The following is a 15606-nucleotide window of genomic DNA, read 5'->3' on the forward strand; positions in this document are numbered from 1 at the left end:
CATCGGTGCTGTCTCCTCTTCGCGCAAGCGCTCATCAGCGGTCAACTCCGCCCATCACCGGATCAATCGACGCCACCGCCGCGATGGCATCGGCGACCATGCCGCCTTCGCACATCGCCGCCACCGCTTGCAGATTCGTGAACGACGGGTCGCGGTAGTGCACTCGATATGGCCGGGTGCCGCCGTCGGAGACCATGTGCACACCCAGCTCGCCGCGCGGGGATTCCACCGCGACGTAGCACTGCCCGGCCGGTACCCGGATGCCTTCGGTGACGAGCTTGAAGTGGTGGATCAGCCCTTCCATCGAGTGGCCCATGATCTTGGCGATGTGTTCGGGGGAGTTGCCCAATCCGTCCGGGCCGACCTTGAGATCGGCCGGCCACGCCAGCTTCTTGTCGCCGATCATCACGGGACCGTCGCCCATCTTCTCCAGCCGGTCCACACACTGCTCGACGATCTTGAGCGACTCCCGCATCTCCTTGACCCGGATGATGTACCGGCCGTAGGAGTCACAGCGATCATCGGTGATCACGTCGAACTCGTAATCCTCATAGCCGCAATACGGTTGCGCGCGACGCAGATCGTGCGGCAGTCCGGTGGAGCGCAGTATCGGGCCGGTGATCCCAAGTGCCATGCAGCCGGTGAGATCGAGGTAGCCGACGCCGACCGTGCGGGCCTTCCAGATGTAGTTCTCGTTGAGCAGATCCTCCAGGTCCTGCAGGCGGTCCGGCAGCAGATCGAGCAGTGCCCGCACCTGGCCGAGCGCATCGTCGGGCAGGTCGGCAGCCAACCCACCCGGGCGGATGTAGGCGTGGTTCATCCGCAGCCCGGTGATCGACTCGAACACCCGCAGGATCTCTTCACGCTCCCGGAAGCCGTAGAACATGGCCGACATCGCACCCAGTTCCATGCCGCCGGTGGCCAGTGCCACCAGGTGCGACGAGATGCGGTTGAGCTCCATGAGCATCACCCGGATCACGCTGGCCCGCTGCGGAATATCGTCGGTGATGCCGAGCAGCTTCTCGACGCCCAGGCAGTACGCGGTTTCGTTGAAGAACGGCGCGAGGTAGTCCATCCGGGTGACGAACGTGACGCCCTGCGTCCAGTTCCGGTACTCCAGGTTCTTCTCGATCCCGGTGTGCAGATAGCCGATGCCGCAACGGGCTTCGGTGATGATCTCGCCCTCGATCTCCAGGATCAGGCGCAGCACCCCGTGGGTGGACGGATGCTGCGGACCCATGTTGACCACGATGCGTTCCCCGGCGTGTTCGCGGGCCGCGGCCACCACGTCGTCCCAGTCCTGTCCGCCGACCACCACGACGGGGGATTCGGTGCTCATCAGTTGTAGGACCTCCGCTGGTCGGGCGGCGGGATCTGCGCGCCGTGGTACTCGACCGGGATGCCGCCCAGCGGATAGTCCTTGCGCTGCGGATGACCCACCCAATCGTCGGGCATCTCGATCCGGGTCAATGCCGGGTGCCCGTCGAAGATCAGTCCGAAGAAGTCATAGGTCTCGCGTTCGTGCCAGTCGGTGGTCGGGTAGACCGCGTACAGCGAGGGCACATGCGGATCGGCGTCGGGCGCGGCGACCTCCAACTGGATCCGGCGGTTGTGGGTGATCGACATCAACGGGTACACCGCGTGGAGTTCACGGCCGGCGTCGTCGGGGTAGTGCACACCGCTCACCCCGAGGCACAGTTCGAACCGCAACTGCGGGTCGTCGCGCAACACGCTGGCGACCGCAGGCAATTGGACCCGGCTCACCTCCAAGGTCAGCTGGTCGCCGTAGACCACCACCCGTTCGATCGACACCGCAAAGCGTTCCTCGCCGAGGACCTCGGCGAGCCGGTCCACCACCTCGTCGAAGTACTGGCCGTACGGGCGGGGGGAGCTGCCCGGCAGCGCCACCGACCGGACCAGGCCGCCGTACCCCGACGTGTCGCCGGTGCCCGACGCGCCGAACATGCCGTGGCGCGTCGCGATCACCTCGGGGCCGGGCCCGCTGCCCCCGCCGCCGCCATTCGTGGTGCTCACCGCAGCAGCCCCTTGAGTTCGATGGTCGGGGTCACGGCCAGAGCGGCCTGTTCGGCCTCCCGGATGGCCTCGGCACGGTTGACCCCGAGCGGCATCTGCTGAATCTTGTCGTGCAACTTGAGGATTGCGTGCAGCAGCATCTCGGGACGCGGTGGGCAGCCGGGCAGGTAGATGTCCACCGGCACCACGTGATCGACGCCCTGGACGACCGCGTAGTTGTTGAACATGCCGCCCGAGGACGCGCAAACCCCCATGGCCAGCACCCATTTCGGCTCGGCCATCTGGTCATAGATCTGCCGCAGCACCGGCGCCATCTTCTGGCTTACCCGGCCGGCCACGATCATCAGATCGGCCTGTCGCGGGGTGGCCGAGAACCGCTCCATCCCGAACCGGGCGATGTCGAAACGCGGCCCGGCGGTCGACATCATCTCGATTGCGCAGCAGGCCAAACCGAAGGTGGCCGGCCACAACGACCCCTTACGTACGTAACCGGCGACGGCCTCCACCGTCGACAGCAGGATGCCACCGGGCAGGCGTTCCTCTAGTCCCAATTCAGGCCCCCTCGCCGCCATACGTAGGCGTACGCCACGAACACCGTGAGCATGAACAACAGCATCTCCACCAGGGCGAACAGCCCGAGGCTGTCGAACGCCACGGCCCACGGGTACAGAAAGACGATCTCGATGTCGAACACGATGAACAACATCGCGGTCAGGTAGTAGCGGATCGGTATGCGTTGCCCGGACACGCCCGCGGCTGCGGGCTGCATCGGCTCGATACCGCACTCGTAGGCCTCGAGTTTGGACCGGTTGTAGCGGCGCGGACCGATGACGAGCGCGATCCCGACGGATACCACCGCGAACACCGCCGCGATCGCCCCGAGAACCAGGATGGGCGTGTAGAGATTCATGCCACTTATCGCTCCCTCGCTGGGCTGTCGATGTGAGCTAACCCACAGCCTAGCGAGGTTTGCGGCTCGCGCCACACATTTTGGTTAGTATCGTTTCGTAACGGGGCAGCGCGTCGCTGCGGCCGCAGTCATGCCGTGAACAATCAACGGCAACAGGGCAATTCGCCCGAAGTTACCGAACCGGGCTACGGAGTAACGACACCACGGCATCGCTGAGACGGATCGGATCGATCGGGTGCGGCACCGCCGCTTCTGCCTGTGACCAGCTGGCCAGCCAGGCGTCGTCGGGTCGTCCGGTCAGCACCAGGATCGGCGGGCAGTCGGCGATCTCGTCCTTGAGCTGCTTGGCCACCCCCATGCCGCCGGCCGGGGTGGCTTCGCCGTCGAGGATGGCCAGGTCGAACCCGCCGCCGTCCATCTGGGAGATGACCATCGGTGCCGTGGCGATCTCGGTGTAGTCGAGTTCGGGAAGCTCGGGGTGCACCCGTTTGCCGAGGGCGAGTCGTACCTGTTCGCGGGTGCGCGGATTGTCGCTGTACACCAGGATGCGCAGCGGCGCGGTACCGGCCATGGTGCCGATGCTAATGCGAACGACGACGCCGGCCGCGCAACTCAGCGAATTCTGTTGCGTTGCATCAGACTCGGGTGAACACGAGTTCACCGGACAGAATCGTCGTCGGGCCGACCATCCCGAGCAGGTCACCCGACACGCCGAAGTCGTCCCGATGCACCTCGCACCGACCCGACAGCCGCAGCGCGCCGTCGTCGAGAGCGTCCACATCGACAGGTATTTCGATGGGCTTCGACACGCCGCGGACGGTCAGGTCCGCCGTCAGTCGCACCCGGTCGTCGGATGGCTCCAAGCCCGTCACCTGCACCGTGATGTCCGGATGACCCTCGACATCGAAGAAATCGGCGGACCGCAGATGGTTGTCCCGTTTGCCGATCCCGGTGCGCACAGAGGCCGCGTCGATCACCACCCGGCCGATCACCCCGGCACCGGCAGAGCCCTCACCACGGAATTCGGTGAACTGCCCGGTGACGGTGGCCAGGCCCCACAGCGTCTTGTTCCGGAACGTCACCGTGGACCGGTCCGGAACCAGAATCCAGTTTCCGGCGCTGACGGTCAGGATGTCGCTGGTCGTGGCCATGGCACCTCCATTTTCGCTCCGATCGGGTGAACAGCTCGGTTCAGGCGAACAACGGCGCCATGTCCTTCGGATCGAAGTACTCATCGATGCGGTGGATAAGACCGTCGGTACCCACTTTGATCACGATGCACACCCGCAATGCGATCAACGTGCCGTCGGGTGCGCCGGCGTGCAGGACGTGCTGCTGGACGAATCCGCCGTGGAAGAACTGCCGATCGAGCACATCGTAGCGACGCTCGGTGGTCGCGTTGATGAACCAGTCGATGACCTTCAACGCGCGAGTGCGGTCGCTGTCTCTGGCATCACCGGCGTGCCACACCGATACATCGTCAGCCCACAGCTGGGCCACCGCGGCCTTGTCTCCGCGCTCGATCGCGTCGAACAATCGGTGTGCGACGCCGTCGACGACTTCGGTAGGGGACATCATCGCCTCCTCGGTATGTGGCCAGTCTGCACCCGGGTCCGCAGGCTCGGACAGGCTCATGGCTCGTCGTAGCCGGGGTGTGCGGCGGCGAGCCGTTGGCGCACCAGGACCTGCAGACAGGCGGTCACGTCCTCGGCCCGATCATCGAGTTCACCGGCGCGGATTGCCGCGACCAGTGCGCCCTCGTCGCTGAATCCGATGTCGGCCAACGCCTCTTCGGCGGCCGAGGTGCCACTGCTGAGCAGTTCGCGTTCGACCATTCGCAAGGCGTTGGCGGCAACCCGGGCCTGGAACCTGACCGCAGCGGCGACGGTCTCACTGTCGCGCACCTCGGTGTCGAGGAATTCCGCCACGGCGGCCACCAACTCGGCTGCGCTCGGCCGCCCGTACAGGTTGTTCACCAGCTGCTCCCGTCCAGCAGACACAACAGGTCCCACTCGGTTTCGCACACCCGGCGACCGATCGTGGCCAGCTCCACCGACCGGGTCTGCCCACTGAGATGCCGCTCGGCCTGATAGCGGCAGATGACGCCCCAGCGCAGCGTGGCCAGGACCAGCCACCAGCGGATGGCCGACCGGTCCAGAGTCTGCCCGCCGGCTTGCTCGTAGGCGGTCAGGAAGCTCTCGATGCTGCCCAGCCCACCGGCGCCGAGGTCGGCCGGGGCGCCGAACCGCCAGGCCCGGATGCAGAACCAGGCCAGGTCTTCGTAGACCTCGCCGAGGTGCACCAATTCCCAGTCCAGTACCGCGGCCAGCCCGGTGTCGTCCACGATGAGATTGCCCATCCGGAAATCGCCGTGTACCAGGCGCAATTCCGATGGCGGAGGCCGGTTGGCCGCCAGCCAACGAAATACCCACTCGAAAGTGGCGGTGGTATCGCCCATCTCGTCGAGTTGGGCGCGCCACTGGGAAACCTGGTCCAGTTCCACGAGGCCCGGCAGCGCCGGCGGATCACCCCGATGGATGGCGGCCAGCGCCTGTGCGCACTGGGTGAGAAGCCGCGCCCGGCCGTCATCGTCGAGCATCCGCTGAATCCGGCGCACGATGGTCTCGCCACCGATGAAGTCACAGATCAGGAAGGGATCACCCAGCGCGGCAACGGAATCGTCGGCGATCAGCACGTGCGGGACCGGGGCGCCGGCCCGTGCCGCGGCCCGTTGCGCCCCCGCCTCCAGCTCCATTCCGGCATGGACCTCATCGGGCGCTCCGGTCCGCAGGATCAGCGGGCGCCGAGCCGAGTCGGTGACGGCATCGAAAGACCAGGTGGTGCGGCTGGCCCCGCCGGTCAACTCCCGCAGGTTCTCCACGCTCACCCCGGCGCCCAGCACCGGGGCCAGGACATCGACCAGCCGCGGAGCGAGCACGGCGGGGTCGGTCACCGCTTGGCCTTACCGAACCCGAACAGCCGCTGTGCGACTCGTCGCATCTGGATCTCCTCGGCGCCCTCGGTGATCCGGTAGCGGCGGTGGTGACGGTAGATGTGCTCGAACGGCTCATGGCGGCTGTAGCCGATGCCGCCGTGCACCTGCATGGCCCGGTCGGCGGCCTCACATACCAGACGGTTGGCGCGGTAGTTGGCCATCGACACCTTGTCCGACACCTCCATGTGGTGGTTCTGGTCCAACTGGGTGGCGGCATAACGGACGAGAAGCCGGACCATCTGCGCCTCGGTCTGCAATTCCACCAGCGGCCACTGCACGGCCTGGTTCACCGCCAGCGGCTTGCCGAACACCATGCGCCGGTTGGCGTAGTCCACCGCGCGGTCGATACAGAACTGGGCGGCCCCGAGGCTGCTGGCGGCCTGACGAATCCGGTTCTCGTGCAGGAACGTCTGGCCGACCTCCAAGCCACGGTCGATCTCGCCGAGCACCGCATCGGCGGGCACCCGCACGTTGTTCAACTCGACCTCGCCGTGGTCGGTGGGCATATTGAACGTCCACCAGTAGAACGGGACGGTGAATCCCGGCGCGTCGGTGGGCACCAGGAATGCGGTGATCCCACGGGCTTGCCCGGATTCACCGGAGGTTCGGGCGAAGATCAGATCGTGGGTGGCCCGGTGCACTCCGGTGTTCCACCGCTTGCGCCCGTTGATGATCCATCCCGAGTCAGCGCTGTCGCCGTCTCGAACTGCGGTCGTCTCCAACCAGGTGGCGTCCGAACCGTGGTCGGGCTCGGTCAATCCGAACGCCATGGAACGCTTGCCGGTGAGCATCGCCTCGACCCATTCGGCCTTCTGGGCCTCGGTGCCGAAGCGATCCATCATGATCACCTGAGGGAAGTTCCCGACGATCGAGGACTCGTCTTGCAGGTCGTTGTGCAGCCCGAGGCCCTTGTGCGCCAGATGTTCCCGGATCACGGCCATGTCCAGGTTGCTGCCGTCGCGCCCGCCGAACTTGGCGGGCAGCCCGTAGCGCAGCCAGCCGGCGGCATCGGCCCGTCGCCGCATCTCGTCGAGCAGATCCTCCCAGGATCTGGCCGGGACCCCGCCGTTCTCCCAGTCGGTGCGGGCATACTCGCGACGTTGGTCGAAGTACTGCATGTGCTCGCGTTCGAGCGGCTTGATCTCGGCCTCGATGAACTCGTCCATCTCCGCGAGCAAAGCTGGAAGATGTTCGGGCAAAGCGAAATCCACGATGATCCCTCTTTCTCAGGTCAGCGGCTCAGGTCAGAGCCATACAACGTTCTCTTCCAGATCGTGGACAGGGTGGCGATGGCGTCGGTATCACCGATCTCGATGCCGAGCCTGGACTGCCCGACGAATACCGTGGTGAAGTTCTCGAACAGCAAGGCGATGGCCGCGCCCACGTGTTCGGGCTCAAGTCCCTGAGCGTGGCCCTGCGCCTGCGCGTGGTGCACAGACGCGATGACGATGTCGATGCCGAACCGGCGGAACTTGTTCTGTACGTCGGCAAAACGCTGCTGGGTTGCCGCCAACTGGGCGACGGCGATCATGATGCCGATGTTCTGTTTGAAGATGTTCCAGTAGCCGGTGACCACGGTGGTGAAGAACTCGGTGTCCTCCGGGGAGTCCGGAAGGTGCAGGTTCAGCCCGGACGGTTCGACGACATCGTGCAGGAACGATTCGGCCAGCGCGGCCAGCAGATCCTCCTTGTCGGAGAAGTACCGATAGAACACGGCCGGACTCTTGCCTGCTGCCGAGGTGATGTCGGACAGGGTGGTCCCGTGAAAGCCACGCTCGGCAAAAAGCTTCCGCGCGGCGAGCTCGATCGCAGACCGCGTCTGGCGGCCTTTGGTGCCCAGCTCGGCGGCGGTCATCGACGCCTCAGTTCAAGATCCGGTCGCCCGCGCGCAGCAGTGCGCTGGGAAGGTCGTGACCCACCGCTTCCTGTGCGACGCGCGCGGCGTCGATCGCGGCTGACAGGTCGACGTCGACGGCGATGTCACTGTCGCGCAACAGGTAGACCAGATCTTCGGTGGCGATGTTGCCGCTGGCGCCCGGCGCGAACGGGCAACCACCCAGGCCGCCGACCGATGCGTCCAGACGGGTGACCCCGGCCTGCACGGCCGCGTACGCACTGGCCAGTCCGGCGCCGCGGGTGTTGTGGAAGTGCGCACCCAGTGGCAGGTCCCCGATCAGCGGCCGGACCTGCGCGATCAGCGAGCTTACCCGGCGCGGGGTGGTGGTGCCGATGGTGTCGGCAATGGCGATCCGGTTGACGCCGAAACCCGCGGCGGCCGAAACGATGTCGAGCACCCGCTGCGGAGCGGTAGGGCCGTCGAACGGGCAGTCCCAGGCGGTCGCGACGATCACCTCGACCGAGGTGTTGCTGTCGGCGGCGATGGCCGTGATCTCAGCGATCTGTGCGGTGGCCTCGGCCGAGGTGCGTCCGACGTTGGCCTGGGAGTGGGCGTCGGAGGCGGACACCACGTACTCGATCGAGCGCAGGCCGGAGGCGATGGCACGTTTGGCGCCGTTGGGGCTGGCCACCAGCGCCGAGAACTCGACCTCGGGAAACCTGTGCAGTTCTTCGGCGAGTTCGGCGGCGTCGGCCAACGCGGGCACCTTCGAGGGCGAGACGAACGCCGTCGCCTCGACCTCCCGCACCCCGGTGGCCACGATGGCCTCCAAGATCGCGACCTTGGCCGCCAACGGAATCGGCGTCTCGATCTGCAGACCATCCCGCAGGCACACCTCGCGGATGTCGACCTTGTCGGGCAGTGTCATCTCACAGCACCCCCTGGGCGCGCAGGGCTTCCAGTTCCTGTGCACTGCGACCGAGCAGGTCGCCGTACACCTCGTCGTTGTGCTGGCCGGGCCGGGCCGACCCGGCATTGCGGATCGTGCCGGGTGTCTCGGAGAGCACGGGGACGACGCCGGGGCCTTTGACGTTGCGCTGCACCCGTTCATCCCAGTGGTCGGCGATCATCCCGCGGGCCTGCAGTTGTGGATCCTGCACGACCTCGGCCACAGTGTTGATCGGCCCGCTGATCACGCCGGCCTGCGACAGCGTCTCGATGATCTCCTCAGGCTGCCGTTTGCCGGCCCACTCGCCGATGATCTTGTCCAGCTCGTCCTGATTACGGCCCCGGGCAACGTGATTGACAAACCGGTCGTCGGTGGCCAGCTCCGGGCTGCCCATCGCGGTGCACAACCGGCGGAACACGGTGTCCTGGTTGGCCGCGATCACCACCCAGCTGCCATTGGCGCTCTGGTAGATGTTCGAGGGGGCGATGCCCTCCAACCGGGTGCCCGACGGGCCGCGAACCACGCCGCCGACATCGTAGTCGGGGATGGTGGATTCCTGGATGGCCAGGCAACTTTCGGTCAAGGCGGTGTCGACGATCTGCCCCTCGCCGGTGACCGTCCGTCGGTACAGCGCAGCCAGGGCACCTTGGGCGGCGAACATGCCGGCCAGGCTGTCGCCCAGCGACAGGGCCAGCCGCGGTGGGGGACCGCCCGGGAAGCCGTTCATGTGCCGTAACCCGCTGGAGGCCTCGGCCACCGAGGCATAGCCGGCCTTGCCCGCCTCGGGCCCGGTCTGCCCGTAGCCCGACACCCGCACCAGGATGATGCCCTTGTTGCGTTCGCGCAGAACGTCATAACCCAGGTTCCACTTCTCCAGGGTGCCCGGGCGGAAGTTCTCCACGATGATGTCGGATCGCTCGACCAGGTCCAAGAACAACTCGCGGCCCTTGGCGGTACGGAGGTCCAGCGTGACCGCCTTCTTGTTGCGGGCGTGCACGGTCCAGAAGAAATGGTGACCGTCGAGCTCGGCCTGCCCCCAGGTGCGCAGCGGATCCGGAGTGGCAGGCAGCTCGATCTTGATGACCTCGGCGCCCATGTCGCCCAGCAGCCTGCCGGCGAACGGCCCCGAGATCAGGGTGCCGAGCTCGATCACCCTGATGCCGTCCAAAGCTCCGGTGGTCATGCCGGCTCCAGCGACTGTGTTGATCCCCGGTCGCTTCGCTCCTGCCCTCCGAATCCGTGCCGGTGCAGCCAATCGGTGCAGATGCCCACGGCCTGACGCAGAGTGCCGCGCTGATCCGGGCCCGAGTAGTAGTGGTTGGCGCCGGGAATCTCGTGCATCTCCTTGTCGGAATGCCCGATCGCCTCGAACAGCCGGCGGGTGTGACTGGGTGTGCAGGCGTCGTCGGCGAGGTTGCCGATCACCAGCGCGGGGACCGCGATGTCCGGTCCGGCCTTGACGGCGTCACCGTTGGCGTCGTCGTAGCTCCACTGCGACAGCCAGCTGCGCAGGGTGCAGAACCGCGCCAGGCCGACCGGGCTCATGTTCACCACCTGGGGATCTCCCAGATAACACGTGCCGGGCTGGCGATCGTTGGGATCGACGGTCGGATCCAGCCACCGCGGGTCGGCCATGGTGCCGTGCACGACGAACGCGAACTCGTCATCCGGACGCCCGGCGGCCTTCAGCTCGGCGAGCTTTTCTTTGACCCACTTGGTGATTCGCCGGTTCCGGGCGATCTGGGCCTGATGGTAACGCTCCAGGAACTCTGCCGTGTAGGGCGGCTGGTTGGGGTTGTCCGGGTTGTAGAGATCAAGTTCGGGGTCGCGCTTGGACGGATCGTTCTCGTCGAGGATGGACGCGTCCATCCACTCGGTCATGGTGCCGTGACGGCTGATGTGCGCGGCCAGCAACATGATTCCGTCGGCGGGGATCAACCCGAGCTTGGTCAGGTCGGGTCCGTCGCCGGACGGGCTGGCGGTCACCGTCGGGTTCTGCGCCTGCTGCTGGTAGAACACCGACAGCGAGCCGCCGCCGCTCCACCCGGCCAGCACCACCTTGTCGTAGCCGAGCCGGTTCTTGGCGTCCTTGATGCACTCGCCGAGATCCTCGACCACCTTCTCCATGAGCAGTGCCGAGTCGGTGCCACGGAACCGGCTGTTGCAGTAGATGACGTGGTGGCCCGCCCGGGCCAGCGCGTTGATCATCGGCAGGTAGGCGCCGCCGCCGATCGGATGCATGAAGACCAGCACGGTGTCGCTCGCTTTGGTCTTGGGCCGCAGCAGGTAGCTCTCCAGCACGACCAGCTCGGCCACCCCGCCGTACACGTCGCGCACTGCCGAGTTGTTCTGGTAGGCAACCAGATACGGGATGCGGTCGTACTCGTGCTTCACAGGTGCTTCAACAGTGGTCATCTAGTTCTGCCCCAGATCGTTGGCGAGGATTTCGGCGGACGGGATGAGACGACGACGGGTGTCGATGGCGATCACCGACCAGTCCACCCGGTCGTAGTCGTCGAACTTGCGGCGGGCCCGCTCCCGGGCCTTTTCGGGTGCCCCGTGGTGAACACCCTGCGGTGCATGGGACACCAGGCCGGGCGGCATCGGGATGCCGTACAGCGAGCCACCGTGGAAGAACGCGATCTCGTCGTAGTCGACGTTGCGGTGATACCACGGGGTGCGTTCGGTCCCCGGCACGCTCTCGGCGGGCTTGGGCAGGAAGTTCATCACGTACACCCCGGTGGCCTGCATGAAGAGGTGCACCGTCGGCGGCAGGTGCACGCTCTCGGAGGTGATGACGGTGTAGTCCTCGATGTTGAACGTGAACGGGAAGTTGTCGCCCCGCCAGCCTGCCACGTCAAGGGGATTGTGTTGGTAGAACAGCGAAGTCGGACCACCCTCATGGATCAGGCGGACTTCATACTCTTCGCGTCCGTCATCGTCGATGGGTGCCGGCTCGGGGATGGTGACCTGTGCCGGGTCGAACGGGAAGTGCCGGCCCAGGGTGCCGGCCGGCGGGACCCGGAAATCGTCGGTGGCCTGGATCATGAGAAAAGTGCTCGCTCCGCCTTCCAGGTCCGGAACCTGGCGGAACGTGCAGGCTTTCGGGATGTAGACCCAGTCGCCCTCGCGGTAGCGCATCGGGCCGAACTCGGTCTCCAGCAGGCCCGCGCCCTTGTGTACGAAGATCAGCAGGTCGCCGTCGACGTAGCGGACGAAGAACGGCATCTCCTCGGTGCGTCGGCTCAACAGCACCTGGCAGTCGGCGTTGGAGAACATCAGCAACGGGCCGCCGTGCGGGTCGGTGGCGTCGCTGGGTTTGAGCTCACTGGACAGCACGTCGGTGGGACGCAGGGGGCCCACGGTGCGGTAGGCGGTGGGGTCGTTGCGCCGGTACATGTTGGCGGTGCGCCCCACAAAGCCGCCCCGTCCGAGTTCGTCGTCTTTGAGCCCGTCGAGATCGGCATGCACCCGCTTGGGGGTCTTGCCTTTACGCAGGTGAACGAAGGATTCCATGCTCGACTCCTGACAGATGCGGGCGAAAACTGAAAGTGACTTTACTTTTTATTCGTGGGGCTTGGCAAGGGTGCGGGGCAGCCGATTCCGCCGTTTCGGGTGGGGCCTGCCCGGGTAGCCATCGGCCACACCGTGATGGAGGGAAGGGGCTCCCATGTCCAAGGAATTACAGGGCCGCCGGGTCGGCATTCTTGCCGCCGACGGTGTCGAGCGCATCGAACTCGAGCAGCCGCGCACCGCTGTCGAGAACGAGGGCGGCCACGTCGAGGTGCTGTCGCTCCAGGAGGGCGAGATCCAGGCGCGTGACCACGATCTGGAACCGGCAGGGACCTTCCCGGTGGACCGCACGGTCGGTGCGGCGAGGGTGGATCAGTTCGACGCCTTGATCCTGCCCGGGGGCACGGTCAACCCCGACAAGTTGCGGCTTGACCAGACGGCGGTGGCATTCGTCGGCGACTTCGTCCGGTCGGGCAAGCCCGTCGCGGCCATCTGCCACGGTCCGTGGACCTTGGTCGAGGCCGACGTCGTCCGCGACCGCACCCTGACCAGCTACCCCAGCATCCGCACCGACCTCCGCAATGCCGGCGCCACGGTGGTGGACCGGGAGGTCTGCATCGACGGCAACCTGATCACCAGCCGGTCCCCGAAAGATCTGCCGGCGTTCTGCGAGGCGATCACCGAGGTCTTGGCGAGCACGCCGGCGCAGACCTGAGTCCGATCGGTATCTCAAATCATCGACGTACGAGGGATTTTCATCCCCAGTGCCAACGCACCGGCCAGCTCCCGGCTGGTGTCGTAGTCGAACACCACGTGCCCGGCCAGCACGTCGACATCGCGCTTGAACCGCTGGAGGGGGCTGGACAGGAAGTGGATGCTCGCCCCGCCCGCGCCCAGCAGTTGGGCGATCACGGCGCGGGATTCCGCGACGATGTGAGCGGCCGCGAGCCGGGCCTGTGCGCGTACCGGCCTGTCGACGGTGTCACCGCCGGCCACGATCGTCTCGATCTGTCCGACGGTTTCGGCCAGCAGGCTGCGTAGCGCGCGCAACCGCACCTGTGCTTCGGCCAGGTGGGCCTGTGCGATCGGCTTGTCCTTCTGCATCACCCCCTCATAGGGCAGCACGCGTTCGCCGAGGCGCTGCGCGTAGATCTCGGTGACCCGCTCGGCGCTGCCCAGCGCGGGCATCGCGGCCAGCAGGGCCAGCGCGGGCACCATCGGCCAGCGGTAGGTGGCGCTGTCGTGTAATCCGGCACCGGGGGCCGTGCCGGAGTAGATGTCGAGCACGTTGACCAGCCGGTGCTCGGGTACGAAGACGTCGGTGGCGATGGCGTCGTTGGAGCCGGTGGCCCGCATGCCGTCGGTGTGCCACACGTCGGCCACGGTGACATCACTCATCGGCAACAGCGCCAAGGCGGGGTAGAGCGCGGTGTCGGGACCGCACAGCGCGGCGACGATGATCCAGTTGCCGTGCATCACGCCGGTGGCCCAGGACCAACGTCCGCTCAGCCGGATGCCGCCGTCGACCGGCAACCCGCGCCCGGTCGGGGCCAGTGGGGCCGGGGCCAGGAACGGACGGTCGGCGAAGGCCTCCTGCTGGGCCTGCTCGCCGAACAGCGCCAGCATCCAGTTGTGCAGGGTCAGGAAGCCGATGGTCCACGCGCTCGACGTACAGCCGTGGGCCATCCGGCGCACCGGATCGAGGATCGCGGGAAATGGGGCCTGCCGGCCACCGTAGCGGGCCGGCGTCAGCAGCTCGGTGAACCCCGATTCCGTGAGCTCGGTGATCGTCGCGTCGGGAAGCCGGCGTAACTGCTCGGCTTCGCTCGCCCGTTCGGCCAGTCGGGCGACGAATTCGGGGGTGATGACGCTCTCGGCGGTGGGGGTCGATGTCATGGCCGGAAACTTAACATACTTTTTAGTATGGTCACGATTGGCGGGTGTTTCCGGCTGCATGTCCGCCTTTTCGAGAACCGGTTGGCGACGATCGGATAACCCTCCGGACACCGGCTGTGAACAGATCGGTATCGGAGCGTTCGGCCTGAACCGGCCCGGTCTTGGCGACTCGGCATGTTTGCGCAGGTGACGGGCGTTTCGGCGGGTTGTGGATAAAGCCGAATTCGCTTTTTGAAAACGGCAGATACGCAGTTCGGCGGCGCGCCGCAGGTTTTCCCCTGTCGCGGGCCCGTGCTTTACTCAAGGCGCAACAACTGAATTCTTCGGTCCGCTCTACTGCGTCTTCTGAGGCGTCAGGCGACGAAGGGCGGGCGCGGCAGTGCAGCCAGCGAGTGGCTGCAGTGTCGCTTGGCGATAGTGATCGCTGATCGCGCGACAACGCGTAATTGACCGGAAGACGGATGGATTCGCAGTATGACCTTCATTGACAAGATTCGTGGCCGTTGGGCCCGCCGGATGACGGTGGCGGCTATGGCAGCGCTGTTGCTGCCTGGCTTGATCGGCGTTGTGGGCGGATCGGCGACGGCGGGAGCCTTCTCCCGTCCGGGTTTGCCGGTTGAGTACCTGATGGTCCCGTCGCCGTCGATGGGCCGCGACATCAAGATTCAGTTCCAGAGCGGTGGCCCGGGTTCGCACGCGGTGTACCTGCTCGACGGCCTGCGCGCTCAGGACGACTTCAACGGCTGGGACATCAACACCAACGCCTTCGAGATGTTCCTCGACAGCGGTCTGTCGGTGGTCATGCCCGTCGGTGGCCAGTCCAGCTTCTACAGCGACTGGTACAACCAGGCCTGCGGTAAGGCCGGTTGCACCACCTACAAGTGGGAGACCTTCCTCACCAGCGAGCTGCCGCAGTGGCTGGCCGCCAACCGCGATGTCGCCGCCAACGGCAACGCCGCGATCGGTCTGTCGATGGCCGGTTCCGCCGCGCTGATCCTGGCGACCTACCACCCCGACAAGTTCATCTACGCCGGCTCGATGTCCGGCTTCCTGAACCCCTCCGAGGGCTGGTGGCCGTTCCTGATCAACATCTCGATGGGTGATGCCGGCGGCTACAAGGCCAACGACATGTGGGGCCCGACAGAGGACCCGAACAGCGCCTGGAAGCGCAACGACCCGATGGTGCAGATCCCCACGCTGGTGGCCAACAACACCCGCCTCTGGATCTACTGCGGTAACGGCCAGCCCAATGAGCTGGGTGGCGGCGACCTGCCTGCCACCTTCCTGGAGGGCCTGACCATCCGTACCAACCGGACGTTCCAGGACAACTACATCGCCGCAGGCGGCACCAACGGTGTGTTCAACTTCCCGGAATCCGGTACCCACAACTGGGCCTACTGGGGTGCGGAGTTGCAGGCCATGGTTCCCGACCTGCAGCGGGTGCTCGGCTAAGTCGAACAACACGCGATAAC

General features: G+C 66.2%; 18 protein-coding genes. 2 read left to right on the top strand and 16 right to left on the bottom strand.

Going from position 1 to position 15606, the window contains the following annotated elements; all coding sequences use genetic code 11:
* Positions 1-34: 34 nt before the first annotated feature.
* The 15 genes from nuoD to FR943_RS09900 all read right to left on the bottom strand — a co-directional run bounded on the left by nuoD (position 35) and on the right by FR943_RS09900 (position 12241).
* The gene (gene nuoD / locus FR943_RS09830; protein WP_217156412.1) at positions 35-1339 is read right to left on the bottom strand and encodes an NADH dehydrogenase (quinone) subunit D; all 1305 of its coding nucleotides are present in this window, start codon (positions 1337-1339) and stop codon (positions 35-37) included.
* Positions 1339-2034, bottom strand: a complete 696-nt coding sequence (locus FR943_RS09835) for an NADH-quinone oxidoreductase subunit C (protein WP_217156414.1) — start codon at positions 2032-2034, stop codon at positions 1339-1341. Before FR943_RS09835 ends, nuoD begins: the two co-directional genes overlap by 1 nt.
* Entirely contained in the window at positions 2031-2585 is a 555-nt protein-coding gene (locus tag FR943_RS09840) for a NuoB/complex I 20 kDa subunit family protein (RefSeq protein ID WP_217156416.1), read from the bottom strand. The genes FR943_RS09835 and FR943_RS09840 overlap by 4 nt, the downstream gene beginning before the upstream one ends.
* A complete protein-coding gene (locus tag FR943_RS09845; protein ID WP_217156419.1) occupies positions 2576-2944 on the bottom strand; it encodes an NADH-quinone oxidoreductase subunit A in 369 nt (122 codons plus the stop codon). Before FR943_RS09845 ends, FR943_RS09840 begins: the two co-directional genes overlap by 10 nt.
* 172 nt (positions 2945-3116) lie before the next feature.
* Positions 3117-3515, bottom strand: a complete 399-nt coding sequence (locus tag FR943_RS09850; RefSeq protein WP_217156421.1) for an Rv3143 family two-component system response regulator — start codon at positions 3513-3515, stop codon at positions 3117-3119.
* Positions 3516-3579: 64 nt separating this feature from the next.
* A complete protein-coding gene (locus FR943_RS09855) occupies positions 3580-4095 on the bottom strand; it encodes a YceI family protein (protein WP_217156422.1) in 516 nt (171 codons plus the stop codon).
* A gap of 40 nt (positions 4096-4135) precedes the next feature.
* Positions 4136-4522 (bottom strand): nuclear transport factor 2 family protein, encoded by a 387-nt coding sequence (locus FR943_RS09860; protein WP_372448104.1) that lies wholly within the window; start codon positions 4520-4522, stop codon positions 4136-4138.
* A 53-nt stretch (positions 4523-4575) separates the two neighbouring features.
* On the bottom strand, positions 4576-4920 hold the full coding sequence (locus FR943_RS09865) for a DUF6285 domain-containing protein (protein WP_217156426.1): 345 nt from the start codon (positions 4918-4920) through the stop codon (positions 4576-4578).
* Positions 4917-5897: a phosphotransferase family protein gene (locus tag FR943_RS09870; protein ID WP_217156428.1), complete on the bottom strand. Its 981-nt coding sequence runs from the start codon at positions 5895-5897 to the stop codon at positions 4917-4919. Before FR943_RS09870 ends, FR943_RS09865 begins: the two co-directional genes overlap by 4 nt.
* A complete protein-coding gene (locus FR943_RS09875; RefSeq protein ID WP_217156430.1) occupies positions 5894-7150 on the bottom strand; it encodes an acyl-CoA dehydrogenase family protein in 1257 nt (418 codons plus the stop codon). Before FR943_RS09875 ends, FR943_RS09870 begins: the two co-directional genes overlap by 4 nt.
* 20 nt (positions 7151-7170) lie before the next feature.
* Positions 7171-7794, bottom strand: coding sequence for a TetR/AcrR family transcriptional regulator (locus FR943_RS09880; RefSeq protein ID WP_217156432.1), 624 nt, complete (start codon positions 7792-7794; stop codon positions 7171-7173).
* 7 nt (positions 7795-7801) lie between these two features.
* Positions 7802-8704: a hydroxymethylglutaryl-CoA lyase gene (locus tag FR943_RS09885; protein ID WP_217156434.1), complete on the bottom strand. Its 903-nt coding sequence runs from the start codon at positions 8702-8704 to the stop codon at positions 7802-7804.
* A 1-nt stretch (position 8705) separates the two neighbouring features.
* Positions 8706-9908, bottom strand: coding sequence for a CaiB/BaiF CoA transferase family protein (locus FR943_RS09890; RefSeq protein ID WP_217156436.1), 1203 nt, complete (start codon positions 9906-9908; stop codon positions 8706-8708).
* Positions 9905-11140, bottom strand: coding sequence for an alpha/beta hydrolase family protein (locus FR943_RS09895; RefSeq protein ID WP_217156438.1), 1236 nt, complete (start codon positions 11138-11140; stop codon positions 9905-9907). Before FR943_RS09895 ends, FR943_RS09890 begins: the two co-directional genes overlap by 4 nt.
* Positions 11141-12241 (bottom strand): homogentisate 1,2-dioxygenase, encoded by a 1101-nt coding sequence (locus FR943_RS09900; RefSeq protein ID WP_217156440.1) that lies wholly within the window; start codon positions 12239-12241, stop codon positions 11141-11143.
* Positions 12242-12395: 154 nt separating this feature from the next.
* On the opposite strand from FR943_RS09900, the gene FR943_RS09905 reads away from it, so the two are divergent.
* Positions 12396-12953 (top strand): type 1 glutamine amidotransferase domain-containing protein, encoded by a 558-nt coding sequence (locus FR943_RS09905; protein WP_217156442.1) that lies wholly within the window; start codon positions 12396-12398, stop codon positions 12951-12953.
* 14 nt (positions 12954-12967) lie between these two features.
* On the opposite strand, the gene FR943_RS09910 is transcribed toward FR943_RS09905, so the two are convergent.
* On the bottom strand, positions 12968-14134 hold the full coding sequence (locus FR943_RS09910) for an acyl-CoA dehydrogenase family protein (RefSeq protein ID WP_217156444.1): 1167 nt from the start codon (positions 14132-14134) through the stop codon (positions 12968-12970).
* Between the two features lie 474 nt (positions 14135-14608).
* Here FR943_RS09910 and FR943_RS09915 point away from each other — a divergent pair, with 474 nt between their 5' ends.
* Complete coding sequence (locus FR943_RS09915) at positions 14609-15586, top strand: esterase family protein (protein ID WP_217156446.1); 978 nt, start codon at positions 14609-14611, stop codon at positions 15584-15586.
* Positions 15587-15606: the final 20 nt, after the last annotated feature.

It is taken from the genome of [Mycobacterium] fortunisiensis, assembly GCF_019050325.1.
Lineage (GTDB): Bacteria > Actinomycetota > Actinomycetes > Mycobacteriales > Mycobacteriaceae > Mycobacterium > Mycobacterium fortunisiensis.

Coding starts and splice junctions, on each gene's coding strand:
- nuoD (WP_217156412.1), bottom strand. CDS start 1,339: ATGAGCACCGAATCCCCCGTCGTGGTGGTCGGCGGACAGGACTGGGAC.
- FR943_RS09845 (WP_217156419.1), bottom strand. CDS start 2,944: ATGAATCTCTACACGCCCATCCTGGTTCTCGGGGCGATCGCGGCGGTG.
- FR943_RS09850 (WP_217156421.1), bottom strand. CDS start 3,515: ATGGCCGGTACCGCGCCGCTGCGCATCCTGGTGTACAGCGACAATCCG.
- FR943_RS09855 (WP_217156422.1), bottom strand. CDS start 4,095: ATGGCCACGACCAGCGACATCCTGACCGTCAGCGCCGGAAACTGGATT.
- FR943_RS09860 (WP_372448104.1), bottom strand. CDS start 4,522: ATGATGTCCCCTACCGAAGTCGTCGACGGCGTCGCACACCGATTGTTC.
- FR943_RS09880 (WP_217156432.1), bottom strand. CDS start 7,794: ATGACCGCCGCCGAGCTGGGCACCAAAGGCCGCCAGACGCGGTCTGCG.
- FR943_RS09885 (WP_217156434.1), bottom strand. CDS start 8,704: ATGACACTGCCCGACAAGGTCGACATCCGCGAGGTGTGCCTGCGGGAT.
- FR943_RS09890 (WP_217156436.1), bottom strand. CDS start 9,908: ATGACCACCGGAGCTTTGGACGGCATCAGGGTGATCGAGCTCGGCACC.
- FR943_RS09895 (WP_217156438.1), bottom strand. CDS start 11,140: ATGACCACTGTTGAAGCACCTGTGAAGCACGAGTACGACCGCATCCCG.
- FR943_RS09900 (WP_217156440.1), bottom strand. CDS start 12,241: ATGGAATCCTTCGTTCACCTGCGTAAAGGCAAGACCCCCAAGCGGGTG.
- FR943_RS09905 (WP_217156442.1), top strand. CDS start 12,396: ATGTCCAAGGAATTACAGGGCCGCCGGGTCGGCATTCTTGCCGCCGAC.
- FR943_RS09910 (WP_217156444.1), bottom strand. CDS start 14,134: ATGACATCGACCCCCACCGCCGAGAGCGTCATCACCCCCGAATTCGTC.
- FR943_RS09915 (WP_217156446.1), top strand. CDS start 14,609: ATGACCTTCATTGACAAGATTCGTGGCCGTTGGGCCCGCCGGATGACG.